Origin of the sequence: Tsukamurella sp. 1534, assembly GCF_000312385.1 — a bacterium.
In the GTDB taxonomy this organism is placed as follows: domain Bacteria; phylum Actinomycetota; class Actinomycetes; order Mycobacteriales; family Mycobacteriaceae; genus Tsukamurella.
Genome location: NZ_HE997626.1, coordinates 200,256 through 217,402 on the forward strand (window position 1 = coordinate 200,256; position 17,147 = coordinate 217,402).

Consider the following 17,147-nt stretch of genomic DNA (forward strand, 5'->3'; position numbering starts at 1 on the left):
CCGGGAGTCACCGCTCCCCCGACGGCGCGGGCGACACCGTCCGGTGCCGTCCGCGCCCCCGGGGCGCCGACACCCTCACCGGTACAGGCTGCCCGCGATCTTCGGATCGTCGATGTTGGTCTTGTCGTACCAGTAGTAGCCGGTGTCGATCGTCTTCGGCAGCGTCTCGCCGTTGATCGCCTTGACCGCCGCCTGCACGGTCTCCTTGCCGATCCCCACCGGGTTCTGGGTGATCGCGCCCAGCATCAGGCCCGACTTGATCGCGTCGATCTGCGCAGCGCCCGAATCGAATCCGACGATCTTCAGGTCCTTCTTGCCGCTGCGCTGCGCAGCGTTCGCCGGTCGCCGCGCCCTCGTTCGTGCCGTACAGGCCCGCGAGATCGGGGTGCGCCTCGAGCATCGTGGACGCCAGGTCGGCCGCCTTCGCGGGGTCGCCGCCGTACTGGATGTCCACGATCTGCACGTTCGGGGCGTTCTTCTTCACCCAGTCGACGAATCCGTCGCGACGGTCCACGCCGGTCTTGGACGTCTGGTCGTGGGCGATCACGCCCACCTTGCCCCGGCCGCCGATCGCCTCCACCATGTGCCGCGCGGCCTCACCGGCCGCGGCCAGGTTGTTCGTGGACGCTGTGGTCACGGGGATGTCGCTGTCCACACCGGAGTCGAACGCGATCACCGGGATGTTCCGGTCCTTGGCCTGCTGCAGCAGGGGCGCGACGGCGGCGGAGTCGAGCGCCGCGATGCCGATGGCCGCGGGATTGCGGTCGAGTGCCGTCTGCAGCAGTTGCACCTGCTGCTCCACTTCGGTCTCGCTGTCCGGCCCCTCGAACGTGATGGTCTTGCCGAGGTCCTTGGCCGCCTGCTGCGCGCCCGTGTCCACCGCCTTCCAGAACTGGTGCTGGTAGCCCTTCGAGACGATGGCGATCTGGCCACTGTTCGACGACGAGCCGCCGTCCGAGCAGGCGGTCATCGCCGTCATCGCCGCGGCTGCGGCCACGGTGACCGTGGCCGCGCGGAACACTCGCCTCAGGGGCGCGGATGAGAGGTTGAACACGGGCTTCCTCCTGGGTCGGGATGGGGTTGGGTCACTCTCGGGACGTGGCGACGACGGTGCGCCGTGGCCGGCTCAGGTGCGCTTGCGGACGATGTCGATGTACACCGCGACGAGGATCACCGCGCCCACGGCGATCGACTGCCACTCCTGCGGGATCGACATGATCCGCAGGCCGTTGGTGAGGACGCTCATGATCAGGATCCCGATCACCGTGCCGGTGATCGTGCCGCGTCCGCCCGCGAGCGACGTGCCGCCGATGACGACCGCGGCGATCGCCTCCAGTTCCAGTCCCTGCCCGCCGGTGGGCTGGGCGGAGTTGAGCCGCGCGGCGGCGAGGACGCCCGCGAGCCCCACGAAGAACCCGGAGAAGGTGTAGATCGCGACCTTCCACCTGCGCACGTCGACCCCGGAGAGCCGCGTGGCCTCCTCGTTGCTGCCGATCGCGTAGGAGTACCGGCCGAGACGCGTCTTCGCGAGCACGAAGCCCGCGATGAGGGCCATCACCGCCAGGAGAACCACACTGATCGGGAGCCGGGCGCCGGGGATGAGGGACGCGTTGGAGATGTCGCTGAACCCGTCGACCTTGGTGAACCGGATCGGCTGAGTCCCCGAGATGACCAGGGACGCACCAATGGTCACGAGCATCATCGCGAGGGTCGCGATGAAGGGCGGGATGCCCAGGTACGCGACGACGAGGCCGTTGACCAGTCCGACGAACGCGCCGAACAGGACGCCGCCGAGCACGCCCACCCACAGCGGCAGATTCCAGTTGACGAGGAACACGCCGGTCATGACACCGGAGAGGATCATCGCGGTACCGATGGAGAGGTCGATGCCGCCCGAGATGATCACCGCGGTGGTCCCCAGGGCCAGCAGCCCGATCGTCACCGACGCCACCAAGATCCCGGTGACGTTGCTGGGCGTGAGGAAGTTCGGGTTCGCCAGCGAGAAGAACACGACGATCACGATGAGACTGACGAACGCGAGGAACTGCTGCATCTGGCCGCGGACCCACCGCACGAGGCCGAACGCCCCCTCCCCGCCGGACTTCTCGGCAGTGGTGGCCGTCATCGCTGCACCGCCGTCTCGTGGAACCGGGTGGCGTTCTGCATGATCGTCTCCTGGGTAGCGGTGGCCCCGTCGAGGATCGCGGCGAGGCGGCCCTCCCCCATCACCGCGACGCGATGGGAGAGCCGTAGTACTTCGGGGAGGTCTCTGGAGATCACCATGATCGCCTTGCCCGCCCTCGCGAGTTGTTCGAGCAGCCGGTAGATCTCGTCCTTGGCCCCCACGTCGATGCCCCGTGTGGGCTCGTCCACGATGAGGATGTCGCAGTCGCGCGCCAGCCACTTGCCGATGATCACCTTCTGCTGGTTGCCACCGGACAGGTTGCGCACCGCCTGCCGGATGGACGGCGTCTTGATCCGCAGCCTGTCCACCATCGCGGTCGCCACCTCGTCCAACTCGCCGTCCCGGACGACGCCGAACCGGGTGTGGGCGGCGAGCGACGACAGGGCGATGTTGTCGCGCACCGTCTGATCGACGACGGCGCCGAACCGTTTGCGGTCCTCCGACAGGTAGCCGATACCGAGCCCCGCGGCGGTCGCCGGGGAGTCGATCCGCACGGCGACACCCGCCACCTCGATCGTGCCCGCGGTGATCGGGTCGGCGCCCACGACGGCCCGGGCGAGCTCGGTGCGCCCCGCGCCCATGAGGCCCGCGAACCCGAGGATCTCCCCGCGGTGCAGCTCGAACGAGATGTCGTGCAACGGGTACCGGCTGCTGAGCCCGTCGACCTTGAGCATCACCTCGCCCACCTCGGCGGCCGCCTCGGGGCGCTGATCGTCCTTGATCTCGCGGCCGACCATCAGCTCGATGATCTCGTTCATCGACGTCGTCCTCGTGGGCCGCTGCCCCGCGTTCGCGCCGTCCCGGAGCACGACGACGCGGTCGGAGATCCGCGGTAGCTCGTCCATGCGGTGCGAGATGTAGACGACCCCGGTCTCGTCGGTGACGAAGCGGTCGATGAGCTCGAACAGGGTGCGGACCTCGGCGTCGTTGAGCGCCGCCGTCGGCTCGTCCAGGATCAACAGCCGGGCGTCCTCGGACAGTGCCCGGGCGATCTCGACCATCTGCTGCTTGCCCACGGTGAGGTCCTTGATCCGGGCGTTCGGATCGAGGATCATCCCCAGCCGGTCGAGCAGGGCGGCGGTGTCCCGCGCGGCGCCACGGGTGTCGAGCACCCCGAACCGGCTGCGCTCGCGCCCCAGCGTGACGTTCTGGGCCACCGTCAGCTCCGGCACCAGGCCGAGCTCCTGGTGGATGATGCTCACGCCGAGCGACCGGGCCTGTGCCGGCGACGTCAACTCGACCGGCGCACCGTCGATCTCGATCGTTCCCTCGTCCGGGGTCTCGACCCCGCTGAGGAGCTTCATCAGCGTCGACTTACTAGCAAGTTGTTAACAGCCCTCCGCGTCCGTCGATTGCAAGTCGGATTCCTCTGTTTGCGGCGAGATGGTGTGCGCGGGGTGCCGCGTTCCCAGCTCAGATCCGGCGCGATTTGCCCTTCGTGGACACGCCTCGAAGACTGTATCGCCACGGTGTTGAAGCGCGTAGCCTGACGTTGGTGAGCACATCTCACCGACCGTCCTCGCCCCCTCGCGCCCGGCGATCCGGAGTAGCCCTCCGCAGGCGGGTGCGGTATGCGATGCGCGAGTTGCTTGACCCTGTCGCATGGCGTAATGCGGGGCGCAAAGAGTACGAGTTCATGACGACGGGGATCGCGAGAGTTCGGGGTGGGCCTGCTGCTATGCGTGTTGTCGTTGGGGGGCTGGCCATCATGATGTTGCCGCTGAGTGTTCCGATGTTGTGGCATCCTCTCGGACCGCGCCCTGGCGTGATGTCTACGGTGTATGTAGCAATACTTCTGGCGAGCGCAGTACTGGGAATCTGGTGGATCCGCGATCGTGCTCCAACGTTGACTCACGCAATCTTCTTCATTGTGTGCTCGGACGTTCTGACGTTTCTCGGCACTGTCATCCTCAGTGCCCCCGAGTCTCGTATCTGTGGCACCATCTATTTTGGCATGATTGCCATGCTGACCGCGTTTCTGCTTGGATGGCGCCTTTTGATGGCGCAGGCCGCCTTTGCGCTCACTATCGTCGTCGGCTACGCGGTCGAGGCTGTCGTAGTCCATGGCAGGTCGCTTCTGGACCTGTATATCTTCATCGCTCCCGCGGTCACCGTCATTGCGAGCCTGCCCACAATCATCCAAGTCCTCATCGAGTTCGGTCGGAGAGGCATCGGACAGGTCTACACCGAACGCAATCGCGACCAGTTGACCGGCCTCTACAACCGTCACGGCATTCGGCAGGCCTTCCGGACAGTACTTCGGAAGAACGATCAGAACGTCGGCCTGGTCGCTATGCTCGATCTCGATCGTTTCAAGGAGTACAATGATGCGCACGGGCACCTCGCCGGAGATACCCGACTTCGGATAACCGCCGACACACTCAAAGCCGCGCTCAGCGACGCGCTCATCGGACGGGTGGGCGGCGACGAATTCATCGTGATCGTTACCCGCCGCTCTCCCGACGCCCTCACTGGCATTATTGATGCGCTGCGCGCGCTGGTAAGTCGCACTGGGGTCGGCCCACCTCCGATTGAGGGCCGGGTCGGGATATGCACGGCCTCATCGGTTTCGCCATCGGCACTCAACGACGCGATTGCCATCGCCGACGCCGCGCTCTACGAAGCTAAGCGAGACCCGGCAAATTATGTCGCCCACACCGGACTTTGAACGCGCTTCCAGTTAGCGGCTGTGGCGCTCAGCCGTGCCTATGTCACATCCAGCGACGGGACGCCGCGTGATCGCGAGGATCGGCGCACGTTGGTCGGTAGTCAAGTGTGTCTTCATGCAATGTCGGTCGGTGCGAATCACTGCTGCGCGGTATCGCGTGCCGTGCTCGAGCCGGGTGAGCGCAGTTTGTACCCGGTGCCTCGAACGCTCTCAACGAGGGCTGAACTGCCGGGGACGGTTTCGTCAAGTTTGTGCCGTAGTCGGTAGATCGCGGCTTTGATCATCTGCCGGTGTCCGAGGCGTTCGGACTCTCCCCATCCGAGCATGAGGAGCTGGTCGTAGCTGAGGGTGATGCCTGGATGGGTCAGGAACGCGTTGAGTAACTTGCTCTCGTTGATGGTGAGCGAAATGTGGTTGCCGCCCAGGGCGGCGGCGTTGTTAGTGGTGTCCAGATTGAGTGTGCCCCAGACGGTGTGCAGTGCTTGCGCGGAGTCGGGCTGCCGCACCAAACGCTGCGATCGTAGGGCTAGTTCGCGAGGGTGGTAGGGCTTGGTGACGTAGTCGTCCGCGGCTGCCTCCAGGCCCGAGATCCGGTCATGTGCCTCCCCTTTGGCCGTGACCAAGATGACGGGGATGTGCCACGTTGACTTGATTCTGCGGCACAGATCCATTCCTGACGCCGCGGGGAGCATCACATCGAGCAGGACGATGTCGGGGCGCGTGCGGGTCAGTGCCGCCCATGCCGCCTCTGCCGTGGAGAACGTCGCGGTGCGGAACCCTTGCGTTTCCAGCGCGAACGAGGCGATGTCCAGCATCGCCGGTTCGTCGTCGACGATGAAGGCGAACGGCTGTGCGCTCATCGCACACCGCCGGCCTTGCCGGGCAGGCCAGATAGGCGGAGCCTTCTGTGCGGCGTGGGCCCGGGGGAGGACGATCGCGGAATGGACAGGGGCAGGGTGAACATCATGGTGGTCCCTTTCCCGGTGACGGTGTCGACGTGCATGCGGCCACCGTGCAGTTCTACGAGCTGCTCAGAGACGAACAATCCGATACCGGTGCCGTTTCCGAGCGGGCGACCGGTGGAGAACTTTTGGAATAGGCGCTCGCGCTGGTCTTCCGTCATTCCGACTCCTCCGTCTGCGACGGAGACCAGGACCTCCCCCTCGCTGCGTGCGAGCCGGATATCGATCCGGCCGCCTGGGGGCGCGCTGCGCGCAGCATTGTTGATGAGGTTGATCAGCACCTGCCGGATTAGCTGGGCGTCGATCGGCGCGTTGACCGGTGCTCCGGGTGCGTCGAGAATCACGGTCGCCGGAGTGACGTCGCGGATCTCATCGATGCTGTCCCGGAACAGGACTCGCAGATCAACGGACTTGCGGCTGACCACGAACAGCCCAGCGTCGAGGCGGGCGCGGATCAGCATCTGGTCGGCGAAGGTGTGGATGCGCACGGCGTTGTCCTCGATCCGGCGGACGAATTTCACCTGGGTATCGGTGAGATCGCCGTCGCGGCGCTCGGCGAGCAATTCGGCCGCGCCTTGGATCACTGCCAGGGGCGTTCGAATCTCGTGGCTGAGAACCGCGACTTGGTCGGCACGACGGGCATCGAGCTCCGTGGAGCGGTCGATGACGCGATGACGGTCGGCTGCGGCACGATAGGCGATCACCGTTCCCGCCCACGGAAACGTGATCGCCAGGATGACCGCGACGGTGGCGGGCGCACCGTGCGCGAAGACGGCGAACACCGCAGCGGCCGTGCAACCGAGGAACACCCCACACAGAGTGAGTCTCAACCCTCGCATGAGATCAGCTTAGTCCCGTGACCTCCGCAAAACGGTGACAATTTCATCACCGTTCATCACCGAACCGTCACCGCCTGCGGCCCGGAAATCCGTTCCGGTCGATCTACTGTGACTGTAATCACCACATCGAGAGGGGTACTCATGCGCCGCATGCTCCGCAATCTGGCGGTCCTCGTCGGAACTGCGACCACCCTTGCAGGTTGTTCCGCGGGATCCGGCTCCGACGGAGTCACATTCATCTGTACACCGCAGGAGGACTGGTGCCAGCTGATCCAGCAGAAATTCACCGAGGCCACGGGGGTCAATGCCAATTACGTCCGTCTCAGCGGCGGTGAGGCATTGGCCCGGCTCACCGCGACCGGTGCGTCCCCCGAGTTCGACGCGTGGTTCGGTGGCGGGGCCGAGGGGCACCAAGCAGCGGCGGACCGCGGATTCCTCGACAAGTACGTCTCGCCGAATGCCGCCATCATTCCCGAGGAGTACAAGGACCCGGACCAGTTCTGGACGGGCGTCTATGTCGGCGTGCTCGGCTTTTGCTCGAACACGGACGTCCTGAAGAAGGTCGGCGTCGAAGCCCCGAAGTCCTGGCAGGATCTGTTGAACCCCAGGCTCAAGTGGAACATCGCGATGGCGCATCCCGGTACATCCGGCACCGCCTATCAGGCGGTCTGGACACAGGTCGACCTCCACAATGGCGACAAGAACGCGGCGATCGACTACTTCCGCAATTTGCACTCGAACATCCTCCAGTACTCGAAGACCGGGAGCGCGCCGGGCCGGATGGCGGGCCGTGGCGAGATCGCCACGGGCATCGTGTTCGCTCAGGACTGCCAGAAGTACATCAACGAGGGCTTCAGCACGCTCCAGACCACCGTCCCGTCGGAGGGCACCGGGTACGAGGTGGGGGCGGTCTCGCTCATCAAGGGCGCCAGGAACTCCGAAGCCGCCAAGAAGTTCATCGACTGGACGCTCACCCCCCAGGCGCAAGAGCTGGCCTCCAACGTCAAGACCTATAGCATTCCGTCGAATCCAGGCGCGAAGCACACCGCGGACATGGTGGACCTGACCAAAGTGAAGCTCCTGCACGCCGACATCAAGGCGTCGGGAGCCGCTCGTGAGGCGCTGACCAAGCGGTTCGATACCGACGTGGCGCCGAAGCCGAAGGGGTAGGCGCGCACATGACTACTTCGATAGCCGCGACAGTGGCAGGTGGGGCTGGCGCGCCCCCGGCGGGGGTGCCGTCGAAGGAACGCCGTTCAAGGATTCCCGTCGACCGCAGCGCGGGTGCCCTCGGCTTTGGCGTGGCCGCACTCTTGGCGCTCCTGATTTGCTACCCGATCGCGAAACTCGCCATCGCGGCGTTCTCGCCCGCAGGGCTCGACGTGCTCGGCGCCCTCGTTACCGACGAGGTTAATCGCCGCATCGTGCTCAACACGTTGTTCCTCGGCCTCCTCGTGGGTGCGCTAGGGACAGTCGTCGGATTCATCTTCGCGTACGCCCAGGTCAGACTTCGCTTCCGTGGTAAGCGCGCACTGCATCTGCTGGCGATGATCCCGATCGTGGCCCCGCCGTTCGCTGTGGCCACCGCCGCTATCACGCTGTTCGGCCGCAATGGGGTGGTCACCAACGGATTGCTTGGTCTCGAGTTCGACATCTACGGATTGCCCGGCCTGGTTCTCGTGCTCGTGCTGTCGTTTTTTCCTGTGCCGTACATGAACTTCCGCGGCATGCTGCAGAGCCTCGACCCGAGCCTCGACGAAGCTGCGGCCGGGCTCGGGGCGTCGAAGCTGAAGATCCTCACGTCGGTGACACTGCCGATGCTGATCCCCGGGTTCGCTGGCTCGTTCCTGTTGTTGTTCGTCGAGGGCATCGCGGATCTCGCGAATCCGCTGGTGCTGGGAGGCGACTTCACTGTGCTGTCCAGCCGCGCCTATCTCGCCGTGACCGGCGAGTTCAACACCAGCGCGGGCGCGGCGTACTCGATCACCATCCTGTTGCCGGCCCTGCTGGTCTTCCTGATCCAGCGGTACTGGACGTCCAAGCGGAGCGTGGTCACCGTGACCGGCAAACCGACTGGGCACAGCGAGCTGATCACCGCGCCCAGTGTGCGGATCCCGATCCTGGTGCTGACCGGCCTGCTCAGTGCGCTGATCGTGATGATCTACGCCACGGTCATCGTGGGTGGCTTCCTCAGGGTCCCCGGCGTGAACAACGAGTTCACGCTCGATCACTTCCGGTTTGTACTCACCGGGATCGGCTCGAAGGCGATGATCGACACGGCCACGTTGGCGTTGATCTCTGCTCCCATTGCCGGATTGCTGGGCATGCTGATCGCGTGGCTGGTGGTGCGCAAACTTCGCCGCACAGCCGGATTGCTGGATTTCGTCGGCATGCTCGGGCTTGCCGTGCCCGGCACCGTGCTCGGTATCGGATATGCGTTGAGTTACATGATGCCCGTCACGGTGTTCGGCGTGCAGCTGCTGCCGGCCCTCGCCGGTGGCGGGGCGGGCTTCGCCGGCGGCATCGCGATCGTCATGGTGTACATCGTGCGTTCGCTGCCGTCGGGACAGCGCGCGGGGATCTCCTCGCTCAGCCAGATCGACCCCGCCATCGAGGAAGCGTCGACCTCCCTTGGAGCGGGCTCGGGGACGACCTTCCGCAAGGTCACCCTGCCGCTGATCCAGCCCGCGCTGTTGACAGGCCTTACGTTCGCGTTCGCCCGGTCGATGACGACTCTGTCGCCCATTGTTTTCCTGACGACTCCCGGACTGAAGATCATGACCGCGCAGATCCTGGCGGAGGTCGACGCCGGCCGCTTCGGCAACGCGTTCGCCTACTGCACTGTGCTGGTCATCATTGTCCTCTGCCTGATTCTCACCATCAACTTCCTCGTTCGAAAGGTGATCTTCCGTGGACGCACACACGCTCGTTGACGATCCCGCGGCACTGGCGGCCGCGGATTCCCCCGGTACGGCATCCGGCCGGATCGTGCTGCGCGACCTGGTCAAGGAGTACGCTCCCGGCGCCCCCCGCGCGGTCGACCGGATCAACCTCGAAATTGAACCGGGCGAGTTCGTTACCCTCCTCGGTCCCTCCGGGTGCGGTAAGACCACAACTTTGCGCATGATCGCAGGGTTCGAGGAGCCCACCTCCGGCGTTCTCGAGGTCGACGGGGCCGACATGATCCGGGTGGCACCGAACAATCGCCCGATGGCGATGGTATTCCAGTCGTACGCGCTGTTCCCTCACCTGACGGTGCGGGAGAACGTCGCCTATGGGTTGAAACTGAAGAAGACACCTGCCGGCCGGCTGCAGGAGGAGGTCGACACGGCCCTGAGCATCATGAGCCTGACCAACTACGCCGACCGGGCACCGCACCAGCTCTCGGGCGGTCAGCAGCAGCGGGTCGCTCTCGCCCGTGCGCTCGTCATGCGCCCCAAGGTCCTACTCTTCGACGAGCCCTTGTCGAATCTGGACGCGAAGCTACGGGTGTCGATGCGCAATGAGATCCGGCGCCTGCAGCGACGTCTCGGCATCACCAGCATCTTCGTCACGCACGATCAGGACGAGGCGATGACCCTCTCCGATCGTGTGGTCGTGATCAACCATGGACGGATCGAGCAGGCCGATCCACCGGCCGTCGTCTACCGAACGCCCGCATCCGTGTTCGTTGCGGACTTCATCGGCCGCGCCACCTTCCTCGATGTGATGGTGGAGCGGGAGCCCGAAGCCGGACGCGCCCGGGTGATCGCGATCGGCCAAGAGCTCGAGACGGCGTGCCACCCTTCCGTGAAGGGCGACACCGAGGCTCTTCTCATGGTCCGGCCCGAGTCGGTGCGACTGCAGCCCGCGGACTCGTCCGAAGTCCAGGGCGACGTAGGGCGCGTGCTCACCACGATCTTCCACGGGGAGAACGTGGAATACGAGATCGAGACCGAGTCGGGCACGATCGTGGCATCCGTGTCGGACCCGGTCGCGAGTGAGATCCTCTCTCCGATGGACCACGTCCACATCACCATTGCGCCGGATCGGGGTTGGTTGCTCCCGAAACCTGCAGGCGAGCAGACCTGATGAAGGGGCGGTCAGGAGGTGGCACTGACGTGGGTATGAGGGTGAGATGCAGCGCATCGAGGGTGTGATCCGGCCGTATTCGTGGGGTTCGCGCACGGTGCTGGCGTCGCTGCAGCGGCGGCCGTGGCCGTCGGAACATCCGGAGGCCGAGCTGTGGTTCGGAGCGCATCCGGCGGATCCTGCGCGCCTACCCGGCGGTGATCTGCTGACCGCGATCTCGGTGGACCCGGAGGGTGAGCTGGGTGCGTCCTGCCGAGCGGACTTCGGGGACCGGTTGCCGTATCTGGTGAAGGTGCTGGCGGCTGACGAACCGTTGTCACTGCAGGCGCATCCGTCCGCTGCGCAAGCGGTGGACGGGTTCGCACGTGAGAACGCCGCGGGAATACCGATCGACGCACCGGAGCGGAGCTACCGGGACGCGGCGCACAAACCGGAGATCATCATCGCCCTCACCCGGTTCGATGCGTTGGCTGGCTTCCGCGAAGTAGGCGCCACCGTCGAACTTCTTCGCGCGCTTGCGGTGTCGCAGCTCGACCATTCCGTGGAGCTACTGGCCTGCCAACCGGATTCGCGCGGCCTGCGCACGCTCTTCACGGAATGGATTACTTTGCCGAAACCTGAAGTGGCAGAGCTAATTTCTGCACTGCTGACCGGGTGTGTGAAGTATCTCGGAGGCGGCGAGGCGCGGTTCCGGGGCGAGGTGCGGTTGGCGCTGACGTTGGGCGAGCGATATCCCGATGACGCCGGCGTGCTGGCGGCGTTGATGCTCAACCGGGTCGTGCTGGAGCCCGGGCAGGCGCTGTACCTCCCGGCGGGAAACCTACACGCATACATCGGTGGCGCCGGCGTGGAGGTGATGGCGAACTCGGACAACGTACTACGAGGGGGGCTCACGCCCAAGCATGTGGATGTGCTGGAGTTGTTACGCGTGCTGGACTTCACTCCCCGCGCGCCGTCGGAACTGTCACCGTCGGCGACGACGGTGGGACCGGAGATAGTGTTTTCGACACCCGCCCTCGAGTTCCGGGTCTCACGCGTGCGACTGGACCGGACGGTGCCCAATCGCGCGCCGTCGGTCGAGCTCGACGCCCGCGGACCACAACTGATGGTGGTCACAGAGGGCACGATCACTGTGCGCAGCAAGAGTTCCGGAACCGGCGATATGATCGATATACCTCAGGGCAGCGGCCTGTGGGTGCCCGCTTCGAACCCGGTGATCGTTGTCGGCACCAACACGCCGGAGGCCGAGTTCTTCCGCACGCAACTGGGCGAACAGACTTCTGGTCCCTCAATCTAACCGCCAAATTCCGGTCAGCCTGGCGGCTGTCAACTTCTCCGACGCCCAGTACGCGCAGTGAAGCCGAGGATCGCTACAGCCCGGACGACCCCATCAGCGCGCGCACTTCGAGTGCGGTGTTGGGTCGGTCGTCGTGCAGGGCGTGGCGGCCGATCTCGGTCACCGTCGCGGGGGCCGCCCGCATGAATACGCGTGGCGGGACCGGCGATCAACGGCCACACCTTCGGCGCGGGGGCGATGTTGGCAATCGCTCACGACTACCGCATCATGCGCGACGACCGCGGCTACTTCTGCTTCCCAGAAGTTCGGGGCAGCGTTCCCGAGGTCCTCTCATGTCCTGCGGCTCGTCGGGTCGTGAAGGAGTGTCCCGGGGAGACTGACTTCTTCGCGGGTGTAGCCGGTCAATGAGTTCGGTTTCGAGGACGGCGCCGGCGACCGGACCGCCGCAGGGGTGCGACGGACAACGCGGCCCCTCTTCGACACCACCGACCGGGCACCAGAAGCGTTGTGTCAGCGTGGACGCCTCGGTGATGGGGTCGCCCCGTTTCCGGTTGCCAGCACGTGCGCCCCACCCTCCACACCCACGACCGGCGGGTTGCACGATGGCCCGGCAGATCGCAGAGTTTGACCAGATCGAGGCCGGGAGCCCAGCTGCGGGAGGCCCTGCGAGACCGCGGCCGTATGGAGCGGATTGCGCGCCGCCGTCAGGTTCGGGCAACGCAGGAATTCCGGTGTTCCTCTTGAAGATCGCGTAGGGGAACGCGCGGCCGACGATTGTCCATCCGTCCCGTTTCACGAACCTCGATACCTGCCTGCTACCGATAACGCGGGAGTGCTCCCATTGCGTGTCCGAGTACACGACGTGATGGTGCGCGACCCCGAACCCGATGCTGTGCCACCCGTATCGCCCAGCGAGATTGAGCTCATCGATTTCATCCGCCATCCCGACGGGGCCGAGGAGACGCTCGTTCGCATCGAGCTCGACGGCAGGACGCCCATCACCCACCCTGAATCGCTTTTGCGCAGCCTGTTTCGAGATTCCAAGAGAGGCTCCGATCTCACCCCATGTCGCTCCAGCGTTGCGAGCAGCCAGTACGCTCCGCTGCAGCAGCTCGCGCGCACCGTGCTCGATGTCATTCGCGATTTCCACGACCTGCACGAACTCCCTTGGCGTCGTCGGCTCCGCGACGGGCGAAAGGTCCGCCACGACGTGCTTGTAGACGTTCGGACAGGTGGCTCACTTCTCGTCGCTCCCAGGAAGCGTCCACGAGGGACGCCACTCACCTCGAGCCGCTCGAGGCGCCTTCCCCCACCAGGCGAGGTAGGACCCGATCCCGACACACCCGATGATGGCGAGCACGAATATTAGCTGCAACCACCATACGTGCGGAATGAGGTCGAACAGCGAAGCGAGCCCGAGGATGCTCGGCACGAACAGCAGCGCGATACCCCAGGTGAAGCTGCGGTTCTTCTTGATGTCAACCATGAGTTAATGATGAGTTGACGTGGCCCGGTGTGTCAATTTTTGGTTGACTGTCGGGGGGTGCAGGATGAGACATTGAAGCGGCACTACATCCTGGGCGTTTGACGCCATTGGAGGTGTTGGCTGCGATGATTCTGCGCAGTTCACACCGTTGAAGGCGGTGGCGAGCGATGAGCGCCGTTGATTCTGCGGACTGACTGCGGACTGTAGCCTCGCGACGACTTCTTCCGAAGAGGTCGTCTATTGCGGTCTGGTCACGAGTTGGGCTACTGTCCCCGCACTCAATGACAGGCGCGACGTATGCCCTGGATTCTGCTCAAGAAGTCGATCGACCGACGGTTCTTTTACGTTGTGGAAGCCGAGCACAATATGCCTCTCGTGACGAGCGAGATGTACGACTCCAGGCAGGGGGCGCTGGACGGGATCAAGGCGCTGAGGCGGGTGACGCGGAGGGCGACGCTGCTGGATGTGACGGCCTAGCTGGGGTGTCGCCGTAAGCTTTCGTCATGTCAGTCATGAAGCGGCCGTCGCAGCTGCAGATGGGGGATCGTGTCCTCATTGGCGATGTGTACTGGGAGGTGCGCGGCACCAGTTTCGCGCCTGATTCGGAGTGGGAGCTGCATCTGTGGCGTCCGGGTGGCCGGTTGAAGTCGGTGCGGTGTGATGCTGGGGTTGGGTTCATCGTCGCTGAGCCCGAGGAGGACCACCTCTAACCTAGGCCTGGCATCGACATCAGCATCGAATTCGACATCCATCGATATTGACAGCCATCGACCTTCCGGGCAGCCGCAGGTTGGTGAGATGGCAGGCTCCGCGTTGGAGGTGACTTCGACGGCGAGGAGGCTGATGGTGCCGCCGTGTGGGTCAGGTGAATCGCAGCGACGCCGGCGGTGTTGGTCGCGGGCGTCCGAGGTAGTTGTTGATGAGTTTGTCGAGGGTGCGGACGGGGTCGGCGCCCCAGTGGTGGCGGGCGTGGGCGCTGATGACGTCGGGGGCGAGTTCGCCGAGTGCGGTGAGGTGGTTGAGGCATGTGTCGACGGTGTTGTGGGCGGGGGTGTCGGTCCAGCTGAGGTCGCCGCAGGCGACGATCTGGTCCACGGCGCGGCGACCTGCGTTGGTGAGGCCGTCGTGGTGGGTTTGTCCGGTGGTGATGTTGAGGGCGGCTGTGATTTTGGCCCAGCCGAGGTATGAGGCGGTGTGCCATTCGGCGACGATGATCAGGCTGTCGGTGAGGTGGACGAATTTCCGGGCCAGGCGGTGGCTGGGGCAGTAGGCGAGGACGATGCTGCCGTCGGTGACGGTGCCGTCGCGCTCGGTGACTACTGAGGTTGCGACGGTTCGGATCGGCGCGTTGGCCATGTCTGGGCAGGCGATCGTGATTGGCCTGTCGTGCGCCTGTTGGAGTCGGCGGGCGAGCGGGACTCCGAGCTTGTGGGCGGGGCGCTCCCTGTCCCACGGGATGTAGAAGTGTTGTTGGTTCAGGAGGCTGGTGGGCAGTGGTGTGCTCATCGGCGTGATGGCTTTTTGGTGGTGGACGTGTGCATTGCGCCTCCTCAGTCGTCGGTGATGGGCTGCGGTCATTGTTCTGGTGTGCGGTGGCGCGGTGCCCACGGAGAAGTCAAGGGCGGCGGTGGGACGACCAGGAGGCGCACGTGTATCCCGGTTTCTGGGTGGAGCCACATTTCTTCTCTGGGTTGCCCGGGTGCGGGGCCGGTGAGCTTGAGATCGCCGTGCTCGAGGCGGTGCCGTCGGCGTGTCGAGCTGGGGTTCCATGCGAAGGTGATGTGTTCGATAGTGCGGCCGAGTGCGAGGCCGCAGTGGTAGGTGAGGTCGTGGATCTCCGCGGTGTAGTCGGTGGTGCGTGGCCACCAGACGCCGCTGATGCCACCGCGGTTGTCGCGCTCGAGTCCGACCTGCACCCGGCGGGTTGCTGATCTCTCGCGGCGTGGCCTTCTGTTCTCCGAGGTGTTCACGCGGTGAAGTGTCGAACTGCGGGTTCGGAACCGAGGACGTGGGCGGCGTCGCCTCGGGCTGTGGTCAGTGCAGCGATGACTTGGTCGAGGACGCCGACGGGGATGCCGATCCGTCGGGGACTGTGCTGGTCGGTGATGAGTAGTTCGATGTCGACGGCTTCGCGGTGCTGATCGTGATCATCGAGGGTTTTGACCGACGTCTCGATCGTCACCTGTCGATGAGTAAGAGCGCGGCTGTGCCACCAGCGTTCGGTGGACCCGTCGACGTTGTGGTAGGTCCGAGCGGGCAGCGCGCTCATGATGTGCTGGCCCGCTGCCGGCGGCGTGCGGGCGGTGGTGGTCGAATCCGCTGATGCTGTCTCCGATGAAGAAGATGAGGTCATGGCGAGGACCATCGCGGTGCGTGCTGCGGCGGGAGTGGCATCGGGGGCGATTACCGCGATGGTCAGGGTCGCGTCAGGTCCGCCGATTTCCACGGTGCCTCGTTCGAGTCGCGCCGACGCCGTGGCGCGGACCGGATGACGACCGAGTGAGAAGTGTTCGGGAGTGGGGCTCCACTCCGCTGCGCAGTACCCGACGGTGGTGATGGTGGAAAGCCGCTCGTGGATGGGCCCGGCTATCGCGAGAAGTTCCGTGCGGAGGTCCCGGGATTGGGGCCACCACGCTCCGTCGGTGGGGCCAGCTGCGGCACCGACGGGTTTGAGGCGCAGTCGCCGGGGGTGCGTTGTAGGGAGTGGATGCGTCATTGGACGCTCCGATCCAGGGCTTGGCCCTTGGTTCTTGAGTCTGGAGCACCAAGAGGGTCCTGGTGGAGTATCGGACTCTCCTCCGAGCATACGCTCCGCGCCGCCAGGCGGGAGGGCGTCGGTCTCGGTGCCCACCGCGCGGTCTCTCTGTGTGCCTCCGGTTCACGGAGACAGCGGTTTACGTCATGCCGTAGGCGAGGACGGCAACTACTGCTGCGCCGACGATCCACGGCCATCGGCGTCGGCGCGGACGCGGACCAGACGCAGGGGACTCGGCCTTCGTGGGTCTGCTCATGTTCAATCCTTCGGGTGGAGGGCGTTTAGGTGTTCAGGAGGAATCCGGTGCGGATCAATGCTTCGTCGTCGGGGGAATCAGGGCGGATCAGGCCGAAGGTGATGGTCGCGTTCGTCCCGATCAAGGTGATGAAGCCCGGCGTGTTGCCGAGCATGGTCGCTACGGGGCCGTCGGCGGTGCGGATCTGGCGGCCGATCGGATCCCAGTCGGAGGTGCTGGCCTGAAGGAGGCGTAACTCGTCGAGCCGGACGCCGACGGCAGGGATCGCGTTGGGGAACTCGGCGTTCAGGTTGCGGCTGCGCGGCCACCAGACTCCATCGACGCCGCCATGGCCTCCGATGCGGCGCGGCAGCAGCACTCTGCCGCGAAGAGGAATGCCAGGGGGCCGAGACGGTCGGCGCAGCAACTGGCGGAGGTGTTCCGGCGATGCGTGCGAAGCGTTCACCGGGGGCCACCGTCCCGGCGGGGCCTTCCGATCACGTCGGGGACTAAGGGAGAAGCTGGTCGAGCCCTGCTGCAGCGTCGGCGGCGGAGCGCATTGGTGGACGTCCCGATGGCGGCTCTCGCCTGCCGGTTCACCGCTGGTCAGCCCGAGCTTGCGCGACGGGCAGCAAGTCGGGCCAGCGAG

Annotated in this window: 15 protein-coding genes and 2 pseudogenes; 7 read left to right on the top strand and 10 right to left on the bottom strand. The window is 65.4% G+C overall.

Annotated features, from left to right (window positions below):
- Positions 1-75 precede the first annotated feature (75 nt).
- The 3 genes and pseudogenes from BN39_RS00975 to BN39_RS00985 form a co-directional block, all read right to left on the bottom strand.
- Positions 76-979, bottom strand: a pseudogene (locus tag BN39_RS00975) (ABC transporter substrate-binding protein).
- Positions 980-1,126: 147 nt separating this feature from the next.
- On the bottom strand, positions 1,127-2,125 hold the full coding sequence (locus BN39_RS00980) for an ABC transporter permease (RefSeq protein ID WP_019200478.1): 999 nt from the start codon (positions 2,123-2,125) through the stop codon (positions 1,127-1,129).
- Entirely contained in the window at positions 2,122-3,489 is a 1,368-nt protein-coding gene (locus BN39_RS00985; RefSeq protein WP_019200479.1) for a sugar ABC transporter ATP-binding protein, read from the bottom strand. The genes BN39_RS00980 and BN39_RS00985 overlap by 4 nt, the downstream gene beginning before the upstream one ends.
- 332 nt (positions 3,490-3,821) lie before the next feature.
- Between BN39_RS00985 and BN39_RS00990 the strand changes: the two genes are divergently transcribed.
- Positions 3,822-4,853, top strand: coding sequence for a diguanylate cyclase (locus BN39_RS00990; RefSeq protein WP_159103211.1), 1,032 nt, complete (start codon positions 3,822-3,824; stop codon positions 4,851-4,853).
- Positions 4,854-4,990: 137 nt separating this feature from the next.
- Here BN39_RS00990 and BN39_RS00995 read toward each other — a convergent pair whose 3' ends face one another.
- Together BN39_RS00995 and BN39_RS01000 are read right to left on the bottom strand one after the other, a co-directional pair.
- On the bottom strand, positions 4,991-5,713 hold the full coding sequence (locus BN39_RS00995) for a response regulator transcription factor (RefSeq protein WP_019200481.1): 723 nt from the start codon (positions 5,711-5,713) through the stop codon (positions 4,991-4,993).
- Complete coding sequence (locus BN39_RS01000) at positions 5,710-6,624, bottom strand: sensor histidine kinase KdpD (protein WP_019200482.1); 915 nt, start codon at positions 6,622-6,624, stop codon at positions 5,710-5,712. Before BN39_RS01000 ends, BN39_RS00995 begins: the two co-directional genes overlap by 4 nt.
- A 171-nt stretch (positions 6,625-6,795) precedes the next feature.
- Between BN39_RS01000 and BN39_RS01005 the strand changes: the two genes are divergently transcribed.
- The 5 genes and pseudogenes from BN39_RS01005 to BN39_RS23720 all read left to right on the top strand — a co-directional run.
- A complete protein-coding gene (locus BN39_RS01005; RefSeq protein WP_019200483.1) occupies positions 6,796-7,824 on the top strand; it encodes an ABC transporter substrate-binding protein in 1,029 nt (342 codons plus the stop codon).
- 8 nt (positions 7,825-7,832) lie between these two features.
- On the top strand, positions 7,833-9,587 hold the full coding sequence (locus tag BN39_RS01010; RefSeq protein ID WP_051158790.1) for an iron ABC transporter permease: 1,755 nt from the start codon (positions 7,833-7,835) through the stop codon (positions 9,585-9,587).
- Positions 9,565-10,725, top strand: coding sequence for an ABC transporter ATP-binding protein (locus BN39_RS01015; protein ID WP_019200485.1), 1,161 nt, complete (start codon positions 9,565-9,567; stop codon positions 10,723-10,725). The genes BN39_RS01010 and BN39_RS01015 overlap by 23 nt, the downstream gene beginning before the upstream one ends.
- Positions 10,726-10,771: 46 nt before the next feature.
- Positions 10,772-12,022: a mannose-6-phosphate isomerase, class I gene (manA, locus tag BN39_RS01020; RefSeq protein WP_019200486.1), complete on the top strand. Its 1,251-nt coding sequence runs from the start codon at positions 10,772-10,774 to the stop codon at positions 12,020-12,022.
- A gap of 204 nt (positions 12,023-12,226) precedes the next feature.
- A pseudogene (locus BN39_RS23720) lies at positions 12,227-12,343 on the top strand (enoyl-CoA hydratase/isomerase family protein); the annotation flags it as partial.
- Between the two features lie 916 nt (positions 12,344-13,259).
- Here BN39_RS23720 and BN39_RS01025 read toward each other — a convergent pair.
- Positions 13,260-13,508 carry a hypothetical protein gene (locus tag BN39_RS01025; RefSeq protein WP_019200489.1) on the bottom strand — a complete coding sequence of 83 codons (249 nt, stop codon included), beginning with the start codon at positions 13,506-13,508 and terminating at the stop codon, positions 13,260-13,262.
- A gap of 297 nt (positions 13,509-13,805) precedes the next feature.
- Here BN39_RS01025 and BN39_RS01030 point away from each other — a divergent pair, with 297 nt between their 5' ends.
- Positions 13,806-13,985, top strand: coding sequence for a DUF1508 domain-containing protein (locus BN39_RS01030; protein WP_019200490.1), 180 nt, complete (start codon positions 13,806-13,808; stop codon positions 13,983-13,985).
- 384 nt (positions 13,986-14,369) lie between these two features.
- Here BN39_RS01030 and BN39_RS23345 read toward each other — a convergent pair whose 3' ends face one another.
- The 4 genes from BN39_RS23345 to BN39_RS01055 all read right to left on the bottom strand — a co-directional run bounded on the left by BN39_RS23345 (position 14,370) and on the right by BN39_RS01055 (position 16,877).
- Positions 14,370-15,086: a hypothetical protein gene (locus BN39_RS23345; protein ID WP_159103212.1), complete on the bottom strand. Its 717-nt coding sequence runs from the start codon at positions 15,084-15,086 to the stop codon at positions 14,370-14,372.
- On the bottom strand, positions 15,083-15,478 hold the full coding sequence (locus BN39_RS24025) for a DUF5994 family protein (RefSeq protein ID WP_371190602.1): 396 nt from the start codon (positions 15,476-15,478) through the stop codon (positions 15,083-15,085). Before BN39_RS24025 ends, BN39_RS23345 begins: the two co-directional genes overlap by 4 nt.
- Positions 15,475-16,314: a DUF5994 family protein gene (locus BN39_RS23755; RefSeq protein WP_371190620.1), complete on the bottom strand. Its 840-nt coding sequence runs from the start codon at positions 16,312-16,314 to the stop codon at positions 15,475-15,477. Before BN39_RS23755 ends, BN39_RS24025 begins: the two co-directional genes overlap by 4 nt.
- 230 nt (positions 16,315-16,544) lie before the next feature.
- Positions 16,545-16,877 (bottom strand): DUF5994 family protein, encoded by a 333-nt coding sequence (locus BN39_RS01055; RefSeq protein WP_019200494.1) that lies wholly within the window; start codon positions 16,875-16,877, stop codon positions 16,545-16,547.
- Between the last annotated feature and the right edge of the window lie 270 nt (positions 16,878-17,147).